Source organism: Actinobacillus capsulatus DSM 19761 (genome assembly GCF_000374285.1).
GTDB lineage: Bacteria > Pseudomonadota > Gammaproteobacteria > Enterobacterales > Pasteurellaceae > Actinobacillus > Actinobacillus capsulatus.
Genome location: NZ_KB893937.1, coordinates 1 through 18998, shown reverse-complemented (window position 1 = coordinate 18998; position 18998 = coordinate 1). Strand labels below are relative to the sequence as shown.

Below are 18998 nucleotides of genomic sequence, written 5' to 3'. Positions count from 1 at the left end.
TCTTAAATTTGCTGCATAAGAGGATTAATTCTTGCATCAATGGCTTCTCTTGCCCTAAAGATACGCGAACGAACCGTACCTACCGGACATTGCATCACTTTTGCAATTTCCTCATAGCTTAACCCTTCTAACTCACGCAAAGTAATTGCGGTTTTAAGCTCTTCAGGCAAGCTCTCAATTGTGTCAAAAACAACACGCTTTAATTCTTCGGATAACACCATACTTTCCGGTGTATCCCCTTCACGAAGTTGCACACCTGCATCAAAACTTTCAGCATCTTCTGCCAAAATATCTTCTTTAGGTGGACGTCTTCCTAAGGCTGTTAAGTGATTCTTAGCTGTATTTACTGCAATACGATAAAGCCACGTATAAAAAGCGCTTTCCCCACGAAAAGACTCTAATGAACGATAAGCTTTAATAAATGATTCTTGCACAATATCTGGAATATCATCGCGTGCGACATAACGAGTTAATAGACCCGCTACTCTATTTTGATAACGCACGACGAGTAAATTAAATGCTTTTTTGTCACCTTGCTGTGCACGCCCAACCAAAATTTGATCGGCTACCTGCTCACTCATCTATCTGCGTTCTCCTAACTTAGTTACGCGTATATTCTTTAGTCACTTTCATATCGTATATCACTTAGTATATAAAACCATGTAAAAGTTCCTAAAAGAATAGGCCAATTAAAAAATTTACAAATCATTTTAATCCGAATACAACATAAGAAGCTAGTATTGACGCAAATATATGCTGCTTACTAGACTACCCAGGTATAAGAAAATTCAATTTTTCGCTAACAAAAAGATCATTGTCCTATAAATGAAGTGGTCAGATTTTACTGGATTTTCGCAAAAATACCACTCTATCTGACCGCTTCTTTCTATTTTTTAATATTTTCTGATGTTTTTTCTACTTATTTGCTTTTAAATCCGCAACTTTATGCGCACGATAGATAGCATTAATCGCATGAATTAAAGCACGAGCCGATGATTCAACAATATCGGTTGCTAAACCAACACCGTGGAAACGACGACCTTCATGCTCAACCACAATATCTACTTGTCCTAGCGCCTCTGCCCCTTCGCCTTTTGCGGTAAGGTTATAATGCGACATTTTAATATCCATTCCTACAATTTTAAGAATCGCATTATACACAGCATCTACTGGACCGTTACCACCGTTCGACACCTCGCTAACGCATTTACCATCAAGCTCAACCTGAACAAAAGCCGAGGCCGGTAACCCGCTAACCATTTGCGAAGTAATCACATCCAAATGTAATCTGTCTTCATCACCTGCCTGCATATCAATAAAAGCAAGCGCTTCTAAATCGTAGTCAAACACTTGACCTTTCTTATCGGCTAATTTTAAGAATGCATCATAGAGTTTATCTAAATCATAATCACTTTCTTGGTATCCCATCTCGGTCATATGATTTTTCACCGCCGCACGGCCTGAGCGGGCGGTTAAGTTTAATTTTTCTTTCTTCAAGCCGATTGTTTCAGGCGACATAATTTCATAAGTATTTTTGTTTTTCACCATACCGTCTTGGTGAATACCGGATGAATGCGCGAACGCATTTGAGCCCACAATCGCTTTATTCGGCTGAATCGGCATATTACATAACTGGCTCACCATTTGGCTGGCACGATGAATTTCTTGCGTGTTAATGCGAGTATCTCTGCCGTTAAACATATCTTGACGGGTTTTGATCGCCATTACCACTTCTTCTAATGCTGTATTACCTGCACGTTCACCGATGCCATTAATCGTACACTCGATTTGGCGAGCGCCGTTTAATACTGCACTTAATGAATTAGCCGTTGCCATACCTAAATCGTTATGACAATGCACCGAAACAACTGCTTTATCAATATTCGGCACGCGGTTCATCACATTGGCAATAATATCGCCGTATTGTGTCGGTAAGCAGTAACCGACCGTATCCGGAATATTTACTGTGGTTGCACCCGCATTAATTGCCGCTTCAACAATACGACAAATATCGTCGATACCAGTACGCCCCGCATCTTCACACGAAAACTCCACATCATCGGTATAACTTTTTGCACGTTTTACTGCATGCACCGCCATTTCAACTACATCATCAAATGAACGTTTTAATTTAGATTCTACGTGAATAGCTGAGCTTGCAATAAAGGTGTGAATACGGAATGCTTCCGCAACTTTTAACGCTTCCGCTGCAACATCAATATCTTTATCTACCGCACGAGATAACGCACAAACACGACTGTTTTTAATATGCTGAGCAATAGTTTTTACCGATTCGAAATCTCCTGCAGATGAAACGGGAAAACCTACTTCCATCACATCAACCCCTAAACGCTCAAGCGCTAAAGCAATTTGAAGTTTCTCTTTTACGGTTAAACTTGCTTTTAATGCTTGTTCACCATCACGTAATGTCGTATCAAAAATAATAATGTTGTTATTGCTCATGGGCTTCTCCATTAGTGTTAAAACACCGATTTAATTAAAATAAGTAAAATACCTACGATAAACACTCGTTTTTCTTTTTTATTATTTCTTTCAAAAAGTTAAGAAAAAATAAAAAAACCCGCATCGATGTGCGGGTAAAGTGTGGATAGTGAACTATTTTCGTCCAACCAACCTTTATCCTCGCACAGAATGCGATAACAAAAGAAGTCGGAGAGAAAGTAGTTTTTCCATTGTGTTGTGTGTGTTTATGTTTGCATAGTTATTCAAAATACAAGAGCTATATTAGCCCCAAATAGAGTGAAGTCAATAGAATTTTTCACTCCTCGCAAACGTTTTCCTGGTAATTTTAAATATAAAAACAGTGATAAATTCTTTATTTAATAAATTAATTAGCAATTAATCCCAAATTAAGATTATTACCCCAAATAAAAGCAATGCCTTTTGAGAAATAACAAAACCTTACACTTTTTATTCGCTTTGTGATTTTTTAAACGATTTTTGGTTAAAATAACGTAAAATTACTATCTTCTTTGAAGATAAAGCTTAAATTTGCTAGCCTTTGTAGAATAATTGTCTAAAAAATATTTGAGGAAATAACAATGAATCAACCATTTAAAGCCATCGTTTCAGATTTAGACGGAACCTTATTAAATGCAGAACATAAAATTGGCAATTTTACGATTGAAACATTAAGTAAACTTGCTGCTCAAGGTGTTGATATTTTTCTGGCGACCGGACGTAATTTGCCAGACGTAAAACACATTATCAATAAAGTCGATTTAAAAGAAGCGATGCTAATTACTTCAAATGGTGCAAGAGCTAATTTCCTTTCCGGTGATACCGTCCTAAACCATTACATTCCCGAAGAACTTGCCTTTCAATTAATGCAAATACCTTTTGATCCAACTCGTGTATGCCTTAATACCTATCAAGGTGATGAGTGGTTTATCAATATTGATATCAAACAATTGAAAAAATATCACAAAGATTCTGGTTTTACCTATCAAGTTGCCGATTTCAGCCAGCATCACGGAAAACAAACGGAAAAAGTTTTCTTTATAGGCAAAACCCCTGAAGATCTGATTCCGATTGAGGCTTATATTAGACAACATTTCGGGGATCAACTTTATATTACTTACTCCGGTATTTTATGCTTAGAGATTATGCATAAATCCGTTTGTAAAGCGAATGCACTTGAGGAATTAGTCAGATTACGCGGCTATACCTTACAAGATTGCTTAGCATTCGGTGACGGTATGAACGATATAGAAATGCTTGCTCATGTCGGTAAAGGTTGCATTATGGAGAATGCCGACCCAAGGCTAAAACAAGCCCTTCCGCATAACGAGGTGATCGGTAATCACAAACATGAAGCGGTCGCTAGCTATATCCGTGCGACCTTTGGTATTATTTAAGTTTCAAGTAAGCGGTCAAGTTTCGGAATTATTTTGCAAAAAACAGGTCAAAAACGACCGCTTATTTATTGATCTTTACCCACTAAAATTGGAAAACAAATGAAACTAAAACCTATCATTACCGCATTAGTGCTTGCGGGTATTACCACAGCAAGTTACTTCTATTTTTCGAGTAACGATGAGGCACAACAGGTTCACTATATTACCGAGCCTGTTACGCGTAGCACAATAGATAAAAGCGTACTTGCTACCGGTTCTGTACGTGCAAGTAAACGTACGGAAGTTGGTGCACAGGTTTCAGGGAAAATAATTAATCTCTACGTTACACTTGGCCAAACCGTCAAAAAAGGTGACCTGATTGCAGATATTGATTCCAGCAACCAAAGTAACAGCTTAAGCACGGCAGAAGCGAATCTTGCCTCTTATCAAGCTAAACTTTCTTCTGCAAAAGTGGCGCTGGAAGTCGCACAATCAAATTACACACGTTTAAGTAAACTATATAAACAAGCAAGCGCTTCTCAGTCAGATCTTGAAACAGCAAAAAATACCTTAGCCACCGCTAAAGCAAGTGTGGATGAAGCGAAATCGCAAATCAAATCAGCACAAATTTCGGTAGCTGATGCGAAAACCAATTTAAATTACACCCAAATCGTCTCACCGATGGACGGTACGATTGTCTCCATTCCGATTTCTGTCGGACAAACCGTGAATTCGGCACAAACCTCGCCAACCATTGTACACGTTGCCGATTTATCGAAAATGTTAATCAAATTAGAGATTTCAGAGGGTGATATTTCTCAAGTGGCACAAGGGCAAGATATGACGTTCACGACGCTTGCCGAGCCTAATCATAAATACCATAGTAAAATTGATAGCGTTGATCCAGCATTAACTACGCTCAGTGATGACAGCGCTTCAAATAAATATACCGAAAAAGCCGGTAATACCGAGGCAATTTATTATTACGCCAACTCTTTAGTGGATAATACTGAGCAACGTTTACGGATTGGTATGACCGTGCAAGGACAAGTAGAAATTGCCAAACGTGAAAATGTGCTTGTGGTGCCGACATCCGCTTTAAAGAAAAAAGGTAACGAAACCTTTATACAAGTTTTAGAAAACAATCAGCCGATTGAAAAGAAAGTCGAATTGGGATTAGCCGATAGTCAATATACTGAAATTACAGCTGGTGTAGCCGAAGGAGAACAGGTGATTACCACTCAGCGTGCGGATAGCGAACAAATCGGTTTTCAACCACGTAGCCGAGGTCCATTCTAATCTAGAAAAACAAACGGTCGAAATTTGCATCTTTTTTACAAATTTCGACCACTTTCAATTCTCTCAAACGCTAGCCTATTCCTTGCTATCCGACTGATTTTTCATTGCGGCAAAAATCATTGCTAATATTGAGCCTGAAATATTATGCCAAAAGCTAAATACAGCGCTTGGTACGGCAATCAGAGGATTGGCTTTAAAATGCAATGCGGCAAGCGCAGCCCCCCACCCCTGAATTTTGCATTCCTACCTCAATCGCTATTGTTTTACTATCAGCAATCAGTAATTTAAATACACGTCCGATTAAGTATCCAATCAAATAGCCTAAACCGTTGTGTAATACCACCACTAAGAAAATTAATAAGCCTGATTCAATAATACGCTCCTTACTTACCGACACGACTGCCGTCACTATCAGCACAATTGCGAATACAGAAATCAACGGCATAGTTTGGCTAAATTGCTCAATTTTTTGCTTAAAGATTGAACGAATCACTACGCCAATAAAAATAGGCAATAACACCATTTTTAATACCAGAACAAACATCGCTCTCGCATCAATCTCTAACCATTCGCTTGCAAAAATATAAAATACCGCCGGGGTAAGTAATGGTGCTAATAATGTCGAAACCGTGGTACACGCTACAGACAATGCGGTATTACCTTTTGCTAAGTAAGTCATCACATTTGACGAAGTGCCGCCGGGGCAAGAGCCGACCAAAATCCCACCGATTGCTAAATCCGGCAAAAGTTAAAATGCTTTTGCCAAAGCAAATGCAAGACTCGACATCACCATAAATTGTGCAATGATACCTAAAATCGCGACTTTCGGATTTTCAGTAACTTCCGCAAAATCTTTAAAGGTTAGTGTTAAGCCCATGCCTAACATCACAATTCCTAATAAATAAGGAATCCAAGGGACAAACTGTTTAAAAGTATCGGGGAATTGTGCTGCAATAAAAGCCAATGTTGCGAACCAAAAAAACTGCAAAACACAATCAAAAAAACTGCGAAGTAAATAAACTTAAAAGCTTTCATTGTTTTAATGAAAAAAACACTCTTTAAACCGTAGTTAAAAAGCGTTTAAATTGAACTGAGCGTTATATACCCATTTTGCCTTTTTATAATCAAAGATATGGTTTGCCGTTGGTGCATCCCCTTTTTCAACTAGCTTTTCGCCGTCAAAATAGGGGTTTACCATTGTTGCATGTTCGATAACAAATTCACCTCGACTTTGTAAATCATCTAGGTTCAACTCATAATCGCTTGTACCGACAATGCGGTTTTCTGAATTAATGATGTAATACATTTATTTAACTCCAATAACAATATAATTTGCACGACCGGGAATCCATCTTCCCGGTGTTTTGCCGTGCCCACCTAAATAAGTTAGTGCCTCAACTTTGCGACCATTTGCCCAGCAGCGAAAACGATAATGCACATGGGCTTCATTCTCATCAATATCCCAAGCTTGATTATCTGGATTGTCTTCATTAATTGATAACATCCATTTACACTGTGATTCACTGAATCCGGCTGGCAACGGGATAGTCGCGCCATGCTCTAAAACCCCCATTAATACAGCAACCTCTTTTTTATTGAAATTTTGGCTCACCCAATTTTCGTAAGCTACAATTTGATTCATTCCTCTTTTTCTAAAAAACGCCGAATGTTCTTCTTGATTGCCATTATTTGAGCGATAGCTAATTTTTGAAAAATTATCTTCGTTATCGGGTAATGTCTCCGTTCTTGTTTGCTTGCCTGCACTATTCCACTGATTAATTAAACTGTAGTCGCCATTTTTAATATCAAGCACACCGGTTAACGTATCGCCAGTTTTAGACAGACGACCATTCGCGTTATCATTAACTGTTTTAACCGCCTTTGATGTCGCATACTTATTGCTGTCAGTTGTAGCTCCCTTTTTCATTTCGCAGTGCTATAATATTCAACCGCTTGTAAAATCAACAAATTATGTTGTAGCTCCCTTTTTCATTTCGCAGTGCTATAATTTTCCTTGCCACCATTCACTCCGAAAGCCAGTTGTAGCTCCCTTTTTCATTTCGCAGTGCTATAATGGTGGTGGCTTAGAGTACGAACTTATCTCAGTTGTAGCTCCCTTTTTCATTTCGCAGTGCTATAATTCCAAAGCGCTAAATCTGTTGTAGCGATAAGTTGTAGCTCCCTTTTTCATTTCGCAGTGCTATAATCGGAAAAAGAGGGGGGTTTAAAGGGGTTTAGTTGTAGCTCCCTTTTTCATTTCGCAGTGCTATAATTTCAAGCTGCTTTATCTGTTCTTCGTAACTGTTGTAGCTCCCTTTTTCATTTCGCAGTGCTATAATTGGCAACCATTGTGTACCAAATTTCTTAATGTTGTAGCTCCCTTTTTCATTTCGCAGTGCTATAATCATCATAATTGAGCCGTCACCGGTGACTAAGTTGTAGCTCCCTTTTTCATTTCGCAGTGCTATAATTCGGAGCGCTAAAAAGCCTTGAACCATAAGGGTTCAAGGCTTTTTTCTTACTAAAAAAATCGCGTTAAAAGAGTAAAAGTTGGTTCGAATTAACCTTTTTTTCTTGCAGTTTTTTCTCGCCGACAAGGATTTCCATATTGGCAAATTGTTTTTCCGTAATGGAAATACAACGAATTGAGCCTTCTTCAGGCAAGTGTTCCACCAACCGTTTATGGTGTTTTTCCATCGAATCTCGCCCACGTACAATGCGGGTATAAATCGAAAGTTGCAACATTTGGTAGCCATCTTTCAGTAAAAACTGCCGAAATTGGTTTGCTGCTCGCATCTTAGCTTTGGTGGTAACTGGTAAATCAAATAACACAATCATTCGCATAAATACATTCTCACTCATATTGATGCTCCACAAGCGGTAGAATTTCAGGCAGTTTTAGCAAACCGGTATTGCGTTGGCTTAATGCCGTTTGAAATGAGCCAACACTTCGCTCAATCGCCGTTAAAGCATTCACTTTTTCTTGTTTAAATAACAACTGATAATTCAATACCTTAATCAATCGTTGCTTTAAAATCGGTGACAAATTAGCTGATAGTTTGGCTTCATTCGCCAGTTGCACCACCAATAAATCCACTAACGGGCGAAAAGGCTCAATAAAATCATCTGCAAGATTAAACGCATTCAGCTCACTTCGATGAAATAAGCCAATTTGTGGTAACCAACCATATAGCACTAGCGCACGAGCCACTGCTGAACGCATTACAGTATAACCATAATTCAATGCGCTATTGACCATGTTTTCATCTTCTGTGCGTTTAAAACCTTTGCCAAATAACGTTTGGAAATAAATCACCGCACTTTGCGCTTCCAAATTATCTTTATCACCCGATTTCACTTGCTCCGCCATTTTAAATAAGCGGTCAGATTCTGCTTGAAATTTGCAAATGCTCAGTACTGTTGCTTGATTACGAATTTTCTGTTGCACAATTCTCTGCCAAAGCTGTTTCTTTTGTGGCAAACTGGCTTCTAGCTGTAATTTTAAGGTTTTAAGTTGTCGATGATATTGATTAAATGGTAGCCACTGCCCGCAAGGTAAAAACTGTTCATCACAAGTTAAAAACGTGATGCCATATAAACCAAAAGCAGATAATAAGGGAATGGTAATAACTGTTTCCCGACTATCCACCACTACAATCGCAATATCTTCTAAAGGTACAGTAAATTCATTGCCCTCTTGTTGAATCAGCATCTGATTTTTTTGCAAAGAAAGTTTTCCGCCCTTGCTAATTAAAATACTACGCCAAGTCATAATTTCTTCCTTAAATACAAAAATCCCCACACTCAGAGAGTGTAGGGATTAAATTAACGTACGTGTTGTCGTTTCGTTGGGCGACAAGGACGGATATTTTTACCGAGTTCATCGACTTGGTATTTACGAATAAATTTTTGCCCTTGAACGCTTAAACGGATAGATGTGTCATCTTTTTTGCTATAGATCTCAGGAATTTTAGCATTATCATGAAATTTTAAAATCCATCGTCTATCATCATCTGGACGAATAAAATAAGCAAATACACTTTTATTTTTATCTTCAGGATGAGGTATCTCTAATATATCATTCTTAAATAAACTAAATTGGAATATGTAAGAATCATCTAATAAATTCCCCATTGTTGTTTCATTTGGCAAAATACCTTCTGCAACCTGCCAAGCATAGATATTAACAAAATAGTATTTTTTCCCTTTTAAAAATAGATCTGTGCGAACAATATCTCCATTATCTGCGATAGTTTTATTGCCTAAATCTACAAATTTATTTTGAGTTTTACAGATTCGAATTGACTTAACTTCTGTACCACCTTTCTTAAAGAATTTTTCTTTAGGCTTATCTCCATATTTTTTAAAATGTTCAACTAATGATTGATAAAGTTCTGGTTCACGTTCTTTATTCATCATATTCTCAAGGTTCTTAAGCGTTAAATCAGTTAAAAACTCTTTTTTAATGCTCTTTCCTGTTGTGTCAAGAATTCTCGCTGAACGTAATGTCGCTTCATGTCCTAGCCCTACCATTTTGCGAGTTGGCATACGAGAGACAAATAATGATTGCACAAATTCATGGTTATATTGCGGATAATCAGGCAAACGATTTTCCAGTTCTAATTTTGGATTATCACTAAATACTCGAATATTTACATCTGCAGTAAAATGTTCCCAAGGTATAAATATTTTTTTCTTAGGCTCTCCTGTAAAACGGCAAATACGGTTATGTTGAATATCCTCTGTTATTTGTTGAATGAGCTTACTCTGTGTACAAGCAACAACTACCGCATCTAGAGCATGATGACGATCCCCTAAATCTCGATCTTTATTTAGCCCCCAAACTTTACGCAATAAACTCGTTATACGCCCATTTGTTGCCAATACATTTTTACCTTTTCCTGTTATCATTAAATGTTCTTCAATATGATTTTTTAAGTATCTAGCAATATAACGTGTATCATTTAAATGACGAGATTTAAATTCATCTTCATTAATATTATGTGATAACAACTTTTGTTTTTTCTCTTTAGAAATTTCAGAAAAACTATTTACTCTCGCAACAAAAGTCCGCCATTGTAAACTATCATTTTTACCATCTAACCACTCATAAGGTGTTAAATTTCTCTTATTCTGATTCTCATATTTTAAAACTAGCACTTTATTATTAAAGCTATCATCCCAAGAACGGCTTAGCGGTAGAGCATGATCGAGCTCTACATAGTTATCTTCAAATAATCGCTTACAATCAATTTTCTTATTTGAATAAATACAATGACAGTTTTGCTGAATATACAACCTATATTTAAGAATATCTTTTGCTTTAGGTTCGAACTGAAATTCTTCTCGAATTTGTTTAGCTAGTTCATCATTACTAGCTCTATTTTTTGCATTCTGCTTACTTATTGCATCTCTATCAACCTTTGATTTCCCTAAATCTCTTGATAATTCAATATGAATACGAGTTGGAGAACCATATAATCGAATAATACCATTAATTACTTTTCTTGCTTGAGTCAGTGAACGTAATACAACAGGATTATGAATATCCGCCAAAGGAATTGCAGATAAAAACTTTTTATCTTCTATTTGCGAATACCCATAAATTTCAGTATGAGCTTGAGCATAGTTATATCCTTGCTCCATCAATGGCAATAATTTATATAAGGCAACAAGAGAAATATGAATAAATTTATCAAAATGTATATTTTCAAATAATACATTTAAAACATTTTTTGGTAATTCATCACTAAGAGATTCTAAAAATTCATCTTGATTCTTACAAAGTGATAATTCTGTACCAATTTTATCCATTAATTTATCGTTTTTAGAAATTTCATTCCATTCATTTTCTAAATTATTGGATAATAAAGTATTGTGGAGAGTGTGGTAAAACTTAAAGTTTAAAAATAAACTATCTTCAGTTTTTTTAGTATATTTTGAGTATTGTAGTCCTTTAAAAAAGGCTTTTTCAGATAAATTAAGTTCTTTTCTAACTCGAGCATAGCTGACACCTTTTTCTAATTCATAACCAAGTGATAAAATTTTTTGAAACTCATTGTCGGTTAATCCTTTTTCTTCACCATTTTCAACAATACGTAAATTCTGTAATCGCTGAATTGCAACAAATCGCTCAGTAGAATAGGTATTTTTAGCCGCTCTTTTTTGTTCAGTTAAACCATATTTTGTATTTTCAAAGGTACAGATACCCACCATCGCTAACATTTGTTTTCTTGTAAGTGCTTTTTTCTGTTTATTAAATATATCTGCCCACTTAGATTCAAATTCCTTAGAAGAAAATGGATTACCTAGTTTGCGTTGAGTTTCAAACAATAAAGCGCATTCAGCAGCTAATTCTTCTCTGCCAAACGTGTGTTGATATTGTCGTTGGTTACGAATATAACCATCTTCTACATAGAATTTTTTGATCGCCAGCTCTGCTGGTGAACGATATACTCCTGAAGCTAATAATATTTTATTATCGTTTATTCCTTTTATTAACTGTCCTTGTTTCCCGCCGTCTTTAGGCTGATGCTTTCTTGAAGATTTAAATCCACGATGTTTGACAAAATGTAGTAATACAGCTGCCCATTCTTCTTTGTTTAATTTTCGATCTAAGCCCTCAACTCGTAGCTCCCAAACATTATTTGGCAATTTATAACTAGCTATAGCATCATCAATCATCCCTTCATTTTTCAAAAGGTATCGTAACTCTCTAACTCGTTGAGCTTTACGATAAATCAGCAGTCTGGTAGCTCGAGTAGATCTACGGACTAAATTTAGGCTCTCCCCTTTACCAGTTTCAGCTGCATCAAAAGTTCGGACACCTAAATCAATTAGGCGAATGATGTTGCCAGACTCATCAATCTCTACCACTGCCCAACCGACAGAAGCAATCCCTAAATCAAGACCTAAAATATAGTTTAGTGGCGTCAATTTCATACAATTTCACCTCTTATAATTTGTAATAATCCTTTTTTACACGGCGTTTAATTTTTATCATAAATTGTAATAAATGTATATTGACAACAATCAATGTCAACGATACTATTTAGCCATTGTAATGGCACTGCGAAATGAAAAACGTTGTTACAATAAGAGATGAATTTCTCGCAACGCTCTGCCCCTTGAAATTTCGGTTTCAAGGGGCATCGTTTTATATAGTCATTAATACAAAAAGCCCTTGAATCTTCTCAGACTCAAGGGCTTGTTTTTATGCTTTAATTTAGTTTTCGTTATGAATTTCTAAATTAGTTGCTTGTTTTGCAGCTTTGGCTTTTGCTTTATCATTACGAGCGTGTGCAATTGCGTCAAGGTAAGCTTTATCTACATCGCCGGTAATGTATTCACCGGTAAATACTGATGCGTCAAAATGTTGAATTGTTGGGTTTTCTGCCTGAACCGCTTTGTATAATGCTTCGAGATCTTGGAAAATCAGTTTATCTACACCAATCATTTCCGCTACTTCTTCCACTGAGCGATCATAAGCCACTAACTCTTCACAAGTCGGCATATCAATACCATATACATTTGAATAACGAATTTCCGGTGCAGCTGACGCAAAGTAAACTTTCTTCGCACCGGCAGCACGAGCCATTTCAACAATCTGTTCCGATGTTGTACCGCGTACAATAGAGTCATCTACTAATAACACATTTTTGCCTTTAAACTCGCTTGAAATCGCATTTAATTTACGGCGTACCGAACTCTTACGTTGCGCTTGCCCTGGCATAATGAAGGTACGAGCAACATAACGGTTTTTTACAAAGCCTTGGCGATAAGGTTTATATAAAACGTTTGCGATACGTACGGCAATGTCATTTGAGGTTTCAGGGATTGGGATAACCACATCAATCTCATCAACCATTCTGCCCCATTCACGTTTAATTTTCTCACCTAATAATTCTCCCATATGAACACGTGCGCTATACACAGACACGCCGTCAATCACCGAATCCGGACGAGCAAAATAAACGTACTCAAAAATACATGGGTTTAATTTCGGATTATCAGCACAAATTGCCGAATGCAATTCACCTTCAAAAGTAATATAAACCGCTTCACCCGGGTTTACATCACGCACAAATTCAAAACCGACAATATCTAAGGCAACGCTTTCAGAAGCAAACATATATTCTGTTTTGCCTTCCACAACACGTTTACCTAATACTAACGGACGAATACCAAACGGATCACGGAATGCCACCATACCATGACCGATAATCATTGCGATACACGCATAAGCACCACGAATTACTTCGTTGGTTTTACGTACCGTTTCAAAGATATTTTCAGGAGTTAAATGCGCTGTCGGATATTGATCTAAATAGTGCGCAAAAATATTCAATAATGATTCTGAATCCGAATTGGTATTCACATGGCGGCGAGCCTCTTTGAATAAACGTTCTTTTAATTCAGCATTATTGGTTAAGTTACCATTGTGAACTAAAGTTAAACCGAAAGGTGAGTTTACATAGAAAGGTTGTGCTTCTGAAACACTTGATGAGCCGGCAGTCGGGTAACGAACATGACCGATACCCGCATTACCTTGTAATCTGAGCATATGCTCTTGACGAAATACGTCACTTACTAAGCCGTTAGCTTTACGTAAGCGGAAGCGGTTTTCATCATCAATTGTGACAATACCTGCGGCATCTTGCCCGCGATGTTGAAGTAATGTTAAGCCATCATAAATCGCCTGATTAACCGGCGATCCCCCAATAATGCCGACAATGCCGCACATATAAAAAACCTCTCTATTTAGTCGAATTTAAAAAGCTGGAATTAGCTTGTAGTTGTTCAAAGAACCATTTCACAATAAAGTCAAAGTGTGGAATAAGTTGAGACTCTTTCCATAATTCCGTTTGACTTGCTGATGAGAAGGTATCTAAGAAGAATAAGATTGCCGCAACAATCAAAATACCGCGTAATGCGCCAAACGCACCGCCTAACACACGATCTGTCGCCGATAAGCCTGTTGTGTCAACTAATTTGCTCAGTAGAGCGGTAATAATGCCACAAACAATCAGCGTAATAATGAAAAGGATAGCGGCGGCGATGCCATTACGTAAATATTCTGAGTTTTGAAGATATACCGAATTTACTTGCGTGAGATAGCTGCTAAGGTAAGGGTAAAAATTGCTTGCCACAAAAAACGCTACGACCCAACCGGCAAGTGAAAGCACTTCACTCACAAAACCTCGCCAAAGGCTTACTAAGATAGAAAATGCAATTAATCCGATAATAATAATGTCAACCATAAAAACCTCTAAAGGTTAAGAACCTATATTCTACAAAAAAAGAAAACGTTTGCGTAGAGCAAACTTCGTAAAAAACGGCATAATATATGCCGAAAAAATTTACAAGCGGTTCAAATTTGCAAAAATTTTGCAATATTTGACCGCTTGCCTCTTTTGGCTACTCCGCATTATACCCTACATCTTCCAATGTAGGGTTATTTGCACCGGCTTTAGCCAACTCATCGCAAATTTCATTTTCACGATGACCTGAGTGCCCTTTTACCCAAGTCCACTCAATTTTGTGACGCTGAATCTCTTGATCTAACGCTATCCACAAATCTTTATTTTTAACCGGCTTACCGTTTGCGGTTCTCCAGTTATTTTTCTTCCAGTTAAAAATCCATTTAGTAATACCGTCTTTCATATATTGGCTATCTGAATTTAACTGTACTTGACAAGGCTCTTTCAACATTGCCAACGCTTCAATCACCGCTCGTAATTCCATCCGGTTATTGGTGGTTTGCAAGTAGCCTTTACTAACCTGCTTTTCATGTCCGTTGTAACGCAATACGATACCAATGCCACCTTTACCGGGGTTACCCAAGCACGAACCGTCTGTAAATATTTCAACTAATTTCATTTGCAAAAAATTCTTCAATTTTAACCGCTTATTAAAAAATTAAAGCCCCAAAGCGTAAACTATGGGGCTTTTGTCTGATTCTAAGTTTTCTAAAGCATTAGATCAAGATTACTTTTTACCAAGTTGCGGTAATACGTTGTTTTGAACGGATAATAAACCTGTCTCAGTATAGATACCTAATTTACCGCGTGTATCCACGATATCTAAGTTACGCATGGTTAATTGACCGATACGATCCGCCGGTGTAAACGGTGCATCTTCTACTTTTTCCATACTTAAACGTTCTGCTTCGTAAGTCAAGTTTGGTGATTCAGTATTTAAAATGGTGAAGTCATTACCACGACGTAATTCTAAAGTTACTGTGCCGGTAATTGCTTTTGCCACCCAGCGTTGTGCAGTTTCACGCAACATTAAGGCTTGTGGATCGAACCAACGACCTTGGTAAAGTAAACGACCTAAACGTAAACCGTTGATACGATATTGTTCGATTGTATCTTCGTTGTGAATACCAGTCACTAGACGCTCGTAAGCGATGTGTAATAACGCCATTCCCGGTGCTTCGTAGATACCGCGAGATTTCGCTTCAATGATACGGTTTTCGATTTGATCCGACATACCTAAACCGTGACGACCACCGATACGGTTTGCTTCTAAAATTAATTCAACCGCATCTTCGATACGTTTACCGTTTAACGCAACCGGCACACCTTCTTCGAAAGTCACTGAAACGGTTTCAGGTTTGATTTCTACACTTTCGTCCCAGAATGCCACACCCATAATCGGTTTCACAATTTTCATACCGGTGCTTAATTCTTCTAAGTCTTTCGCTTCGTGGGTCGCACCTAACATATTTGAGTCAGTTGAGTATGCTTTTTCCACCGACATTTTGTAGTCGAAACCGTTAGCAATTAAGAATTGCGACATTTCGAAACGCCCGCCAAGCTCATCAATGAAAAGTTGGTCTAACCAAGGTTTGTAGATTTTTAATTTTGGATTGGTTAATAAGCCGTAACGATAGAAACGTTCAATATCGTTACCTTTAAAAGTTGAACCATCACCCCAAATGTTTACGTCATCTTCTTTCATTGCCGCAACAAGCATTGTACCGGTTACCGCACGACCAAGTGGCGTCGTATTGAAATATGGAATACCACCGGTTGAAATATGGAAAGCTCCACATTGAATTGCTGCGATACCTTCGTGTGCTAATTGTGCACGGCAATCGATTAAACGTGCATTTTCCGCACCGTATTCCATCGCTTTTTTCGGAATTGCGTTGTAATCGTCTTCATCCGGCTGACCTAAGTTTGCAGTGTAAGCATAAGGTACTGCACCTTTTTTACGCATCCAAAGTAATGCGGCTGAGGTATCTAAACCACCTGAAAATGCGATACCTACTTTTTGACCTAATGGGAGAGATTCTAAAATTGTTGCTGACATACGAATTCCTATAAATTTTCACAATAAAAGACAACTGACGCAAACGGTTGCATTTGTGTCATTCCGTCTATTCTAGTTCAATTTTGTAAAAATTACATCTAAAATTTAGAAGGAAATCTCGTAATGATTTTTAATCTAACGTTTGACACTAAACAAGCGGTCAAATTTTCATAATTTTTTACCAAAAATTCCACTTAAAAAATGCTAAAATAGCCCGCAATTCGTTTTAAAAGGTAAAAAATATAATGAAAAAAATTCTTGTCATTCGCAATGATAAAATCGGTGACTTTATGGTGTGTTTTCCGGCATTTGCGATGTTGAAACAGTCTATACTAAATGTAGAAATTACGGCGCTAGTGCCAAGCTATACCGCCCCGCTTGCCAAACTATGCCCTTCGATTGATAACGTTATTATCGATACACCTAACAAAAAAGATAAAGCCGAATTTAATCGTGTTCTGCAAGCTGTCAAAAATGCGCAATTTGATGCGGTAATCTGCTTTGTTTCCGACTGGTACAATGCCAAACTGACGTGGAAAAGCGGCATTAAACACCGTCTTGCGCCGGCAACCAAAGTCTTTCAATTTTTGTATAACCAGCGCTTAACCCAGCGCCGTTCGCAATCGGCAAAAGCGGAAAGCGAATATAATCTCGATTTAGCTCGTGCATTTCTGCAAAAACACCATATTGCAGTGGTTGAGCCTAAGCCGCCGTACTTACAATTCAGCGAAGAGCAGATTGCACAACAAAAAGCAAAATTAGCAAAAAATCTGCAAATTTCGACCGCTTGTAAATGGCTGTTTGTACATGCGTCCACCGGTGGCTCGGCAACCAGTTTATCCATTGAACAATATGCGCAAATGCTTAACTGCATTGCAAATGAAACAAATTGTGAAATCGTGCTCACTGCCGGTAAAGGCGAAAGTGAAAAAGCCCACCAATTAGCCGCACAAATTACTGCAGCTAAAGCGGTGGTGTACGATAAGAATGACGGTTTACAAGATTTTGCCTGTTCGATTGCTTGTGCCGATCTGTTTATTGCTGGTTCGACCGGACCTCTGCATATCGCCGGCGCACTGAATGTCGCAACTATTGGGTTTTATCCGAGCCGTTTATCTGCATTGCCTCGCCGTTGGCGTCCGATTAATGAAGAAGGCAAACATTTAGCCTTTATGCCGCCTGAAGCGAAAGAAAAAGCGCAACAAATGAATTTAGGCTTAATTTCAATCTCGGAAGCGCTTAAAACCATTGTGCCTTTTGTAAAGAACATTTGGCATTCCTAAGAATTGTTTAATCCATAGCGAGCAGAATAAAAGCCTGTTAAAATAACAGGCTAATTTTTAACTCAATGAATCATAATATGTTTAAAGAATTTCTTTCCGTTTTTTTCCTTTTTCCAGCTCTTAGTATTGCCCAATCTTATGTGGTGTATGATTTTACTCACGATAAAATTTTAGAAAGCCGATCAGCGAATAATGTTCAGCCGATTGCTTCTGTTACCAAGCTAATGACAGCGAATGTTTTCTTAGAAAATAATAAAAATAAAAACTGTAGCGCTTCGATTTCTGATGAAGATTTCGATTACATCAAAGGCACCGGCACTAAATTGCCCAAATATACACCGATTGCGTGCAGCGAATTATTAAAAGCGATGTTAGTCCATTCAGATAATTATGCTGCTCACGCACTCTCTCGTTCTGCAGGGATGAGCCGTTCGCAATTCATCCAAAAGATGAACCAAAAAGCGCAGCAATTAGGTATGCGTTCTACTCGTTTTAGAGATAGCTCAGGTTTATCTAGCGCTAATATCTCGAGTGCGATGGATTTAGTTAAGCTGGCAAAATATTCGCTGAATAATACCAAAATTCAAGAGCTATCTAATACGAAAGCAACATATATTCGTGCAGGAAAACGCAATGTATTTATGCAAAACACCAGTGCATTAGTACGAGAAGAGATTTTCGATGCAGCAATCAATAAAACCGGTTATATTCGTGAATCCGGTTATAACTTAGTGTTTGTGAATAAACACCAATGTAACCATGCGACTATCGGCGTAATCAGCTTAAATAATCGTAGTTCTGCTACTCGTTCAAACTTTACCAAAAATAAATTGGAACAATACGGATGTACTTCATTAGCCAACGATAATTATGACGGCTATGATGAGGAAGAAGATATTTAACGAAAAAGACCGCTTGTTGATCTGCCCCATAAATTTGGACAGTTCATAAATTAGCTAAGATATTGGGCTCTGTATTGTACAGGGCTCAAATTTTTTAAGCTTGGTTTTATCCGTTTCTCATTATAGTAACGAATATGTTTATGCAATGCCTGTTCTAATTCATCAACTGTTGCAAATTGATGTCCATAAAAACATTCCGATTTTAATATGCTGATTTCGCCAACGTTCTAGCTCATATAAACAACCCTGAACACTATGAATAATTGGTAGCTCTGTCCTCTTTCAGTTGCACTAACGTTTTCTTCAGCATATTTGCCACTAAAGCAAAATTAGGACGA

The 18998-nt window shown here is 37.7% G+C and carries 16 protein-coding genes, 2 pseudogenes and 1 CRISPR repeat array; of the genes and pseudogenes, 4 read left to right on the top strand and 14 right to left on the bottom strand.

Features of this window, described 5'->3' with window-relative positions:
• Window positions 1-2: 2 nt before the first annotated feature.
• The gene (gene rpoE, locus C228_RS0106250; protein ID WP_018651814.1) at window positions 3-581 is read right to left on the bottom strand and encodes an RNA polymerase sigma factor RpoE; all 579 of its coding nucleotides are present in this window, start codon (window positions 579-581) and stop codon (window positions 3-5) included.
• Between the two features lie 334 nt (window positions 582-915).
• Window positions 916-2463, bottom strand: a complete 1548-nt coding sequence (gene leuA / locus C228_RS0106245; RefSeq protein ID WP_018651813.1) for a 2-isopropylmalate synthase — start codon at window positions 2461-2463, stop codon at window positions 916-918.
• Window positions 2464-3062: 599 nt separating this feature from the next.
• On the opposite strand from leuA, the gene C228_RS0106240 reads away from it, so the two are divergent.
• Window positions 3063-3878 (top strand): Cof-type HAD-IIB family hydrolase, encoded by an 816-nt coding sequence (locus C228_RS0106240; protein WP_018651812.1) that lies wholly within the window; start codon window positions 3063-3065, stop codon window positions 3876-3878.
• Window positions 3879-3977: 99 nt separating this feature from the next.
• Window positions 3978-5156, top strand: coding sequence for an efflux RND transporter periplasmic adaptor subunit (locus C228_RS0106235; protein WP_018651811.1), 1179 nt, complete (start codon window positions 3978-3980; stop codon window positions 5154-5156).
• 75 nt (window positions 5157-5231) lie between these two features.
• Here C228_RS0106235 and C228_RS13380 read toward each other — a convergent pair.
• From C228_RS13380 to argG, 11 genes and pseudogenes are all read right to left on the bottom strand, one after another.
• Window positions 5232-6144: pseudogene (locus tag C228_RS13380) on the bottom strand (bile acid:sodium symporter family protein).
• Between the two features lie 81 nt (window positions 6145-6225).
• Complete coding sequence (locus C228_RS0106225) at window positions 6226-6462, bottom strand: hypothetical protein (RefSeq protein WP_018651810.1); 237 nt, start codon at window positions 6460-6462, stop codon at window positions 6226-6228.
• Entirely contained in the window at window positions 6463-6969 is a 507-nt protein-coding gene (locus C228_RS14325; RefSeq protein ID WP_245552752.1) for a hypothetical protein, read from the bottom strand.
• A 21-nt stretch (window positions 6970-6990) separates the two neighbouring features.
• A pseudogene (locus C228_RS15165) lies at window positions 6991-7047 on the bottom strand (tail fiber protein); the annotation flags it as partial.
• 16 nt (window positions 7048-7063) lie between these two features.
• Window positions 7064-7627: a CRISPR direct-repeat array (repeat unit 36 nt; unit sequence GTTGTAGCTCCCTTTTTCATTTCGCAGTGCTATAAT).
• A 64-nt stretch (window positions 7628-7691) separates the two neighbouring features.
• Window positions 7692-8018, bottom strand: coding sequence for a CRISPR-associated endonuclease Cas2 (gene cas2, locus C228_RS0106215; RefSeq protein ID WP_018651809.1), 327 nt, complete (start codon window positions 8016-8018; stop codon window positions 7692-7694).
• The gene (cas1, locus tag C228_RS0106210; RefSeq protein WP_018651808.1) at window positions 8011-8928 is read right to left on the bottom strand and encodes a type II CRISPR-associated endonuclease Cas1; all 918 of its coding nucleotides are present in this window, start codon (window positions 8926-8928) and stop codon (window positions 8011-8013) included. The genes cas2 and cas1 overlap by 8 nt, the downstream gene beginning before the upstream one ends.
• Window positions 8929-8981: 53 nt before the next feature.
• Window positions 8982-12098 (bottom strand): type II CRISPR RNA-guided endonuclease Cas9, encoded by a 3117-nt coding sequence (cas9, locus tag C228_RS0106205; RefSeq protein ID WP_018651807.1) that lies wholly within the window; start codon window positions 12096-12098, stop codon window positions 8982-8984.
• A 283-nt stretch (window positions 12099-12381) separates the two neighbouring features.
• Window positions 12382-13899: an amidophosphoribosyltransferase gene (purF, locus tag C228_RS0106200; RefSeq protein WP_018651806.1), complete on the bottom strand. Its 1518-nt coding sequence runs from the start codon at window positions 13897-13899 to the stop codon at window positions 12382-12384.
• A 13-nt stretch (window positions 13900-13912) separates the two neighbouring features.
• The gene (locus C228_RS0106195) at window positions 13913-14416 is read right to left on the bottom strand and encodes a CvpA family protein (protein ID WP_018651805.1); all 504 of its coding nucleotides are present in this window, start codon (window positions 14414-14416) and stop codon (window positions 13913-13915) included.
• 157 nt (window positions 14417-14573) lie between these two features.
• Window positions 14574-15035, bottom strand: coding sequence for a ribonuclease HI (rnhA, locus tag C228_RS0106190; protein WP_018651804.1), 462 nt, complete (start codon window positions 15033-15035; stop codon window positions 14574-14576).
• A 108-nt stretch (window positions 15036-15143) separates the two neighbouring features.
• Window positions 15144-16475: an argininosuccinate synthase gene (argG, locus tag C228_RS0106185; protein WP_018651803.1), complete on the bottom strand. Its 1332-nt coding sequence runs from the start codon at window positions 16473-16475 to the stop codon at window positions 15144-15146.
• 245 nt (window positions 16476-16720) lie between these two features.
• On the opposite strand from argG, the gene C228_RS0106180 reads away from it, so the two are divergent.
• Complete coding sequence (locus C228_RS0106180) at window positions 16721-17758, top strand: glycosyltransferase family 9 protein (RefSeq protein WP_018651802.1); 1038 nt, start codon at window positions 16721-16723, stop codon at window positions 17756-17758.
• Window positions 17759-17835: 77 nt separating this feature from the next.
• Window positions 17836-18660 (top strand): D-alanyl-D-alanine carboxypeptidase family protein, encoded by an 825-nt coding sequence (locus C228_RS0106175; protein WP_018651801.1) that lies wholly within the window; start codon window positions 17836-17838, stop codon window positions 18658-18660.
• Between the two features lie 50 nt (window positions 18661-18710).
• On the opposite strand, the gene C228_RS15075 is transcribed toward C228_RS0106175, so the two are convergent.
• Window positions 18711-18869 carry an IS3 family transposase gene (locus tag C228_RS15075; protein ID WP_425393289.1) on the bottom strand — a complete coding sequence of 53 codons (159 nt, stop codon included), beginning with the start codon at window positions 18867-18869 and terminating at the stop codon, window positions 18711-18713.
• Between the last annotated feature and the right edge of the window lie 129 nt (window positions 18870-18998).

Coding starts and splice junctions, on each gene's coding strand:
- cas1 (WP_018651808.1), bottom strand. CDS start 8,928: ATGACTTGGCGTAGTATTTTAATTAGCAAGGGCGGAAAACTTTCTTTG.
- purF (WP_018651806.1), bottom strand. CDS start 13,899: ATGTGCGGCATTGTCGGCATTATTGGGGGATCGCCGGTTAATCAGGCG.
- argG (WP_018651803.1), bottom strand. CDS start 16,475: ATGTCAGCAACAATTTTAGAATCTCTCCCATTAGGTCAAAAAGTAGGT.
- C228_RS0106240 (WP_018651812.1), top strand. CDS start 3,063: ATGAATCAACCATTTAAAGCCATCGTTTCAGATTTAGACGGAACCTTA.
- rnhA (WP_018651804.1), bottom strand. CDS start 15,035: ATGAAATTAGTTGAAATATTTACAGACGGTTCGTGCTTGGGTAACCCC.
- rpoE (WP_018651814.1), bottom strand. CDS start 581: ATGAGTGAGCAGGTAGCCGATCAAATTTTGGTTGGGCGTGCACAGCAA.
- C228_RS0106175 (WP_018651801.1), top strand. CDS start 17,836: ATGTTTAAAGAATTTCTTTCCGTTTTTTTCCTTTTTCCAGCTCTTAGT.
- cas9 (WP_018651807.1), bottom strand. CDS start 12,098: ATGAAATTGACGCCACTAAACTATATTTTAGGTCTTGATTTAGGGATT.
- leuA (WP_018651813.1), bottom strand. CDS start 2,463: ATGAGCAATAACAACATTATTATTTTTGATACGACATTACGTGATGGT.
- C228_RS0106225 (WP_018651810.1), bottom strand. CDS start 6,462: ATGTATTACATCATTAATTCAGAAAACCGCATTGTCGGTACAAGCGAT.
- C228_RS0106180 (WP_018651802.1), top strand. CDS start 16,721: ATGAAAAAAATTCTTGTCATTCGCAATGATAAAATCGGTGACTTTATG.
- cas2 (WP_018651809.1), bottom strand. CDS start 8,018: ATGAGTGAGAATGTATTTATGCGAATGATTGTGTTATTTGATTTACCA.
- C228_RS0106195 (WP_018651805.1), bottom strand. CDS start 14,416: ATGGTTGACATTATTATTATCGGATTAATTGCATTTTCTATCTTAGTA.
- C228_RS0106235 (WP_018651811.1), top strand. CDS start 3,978: ATGAAACTAAAACCTATCATTACCGCATTAGTGCTTGCGGGTATTACC.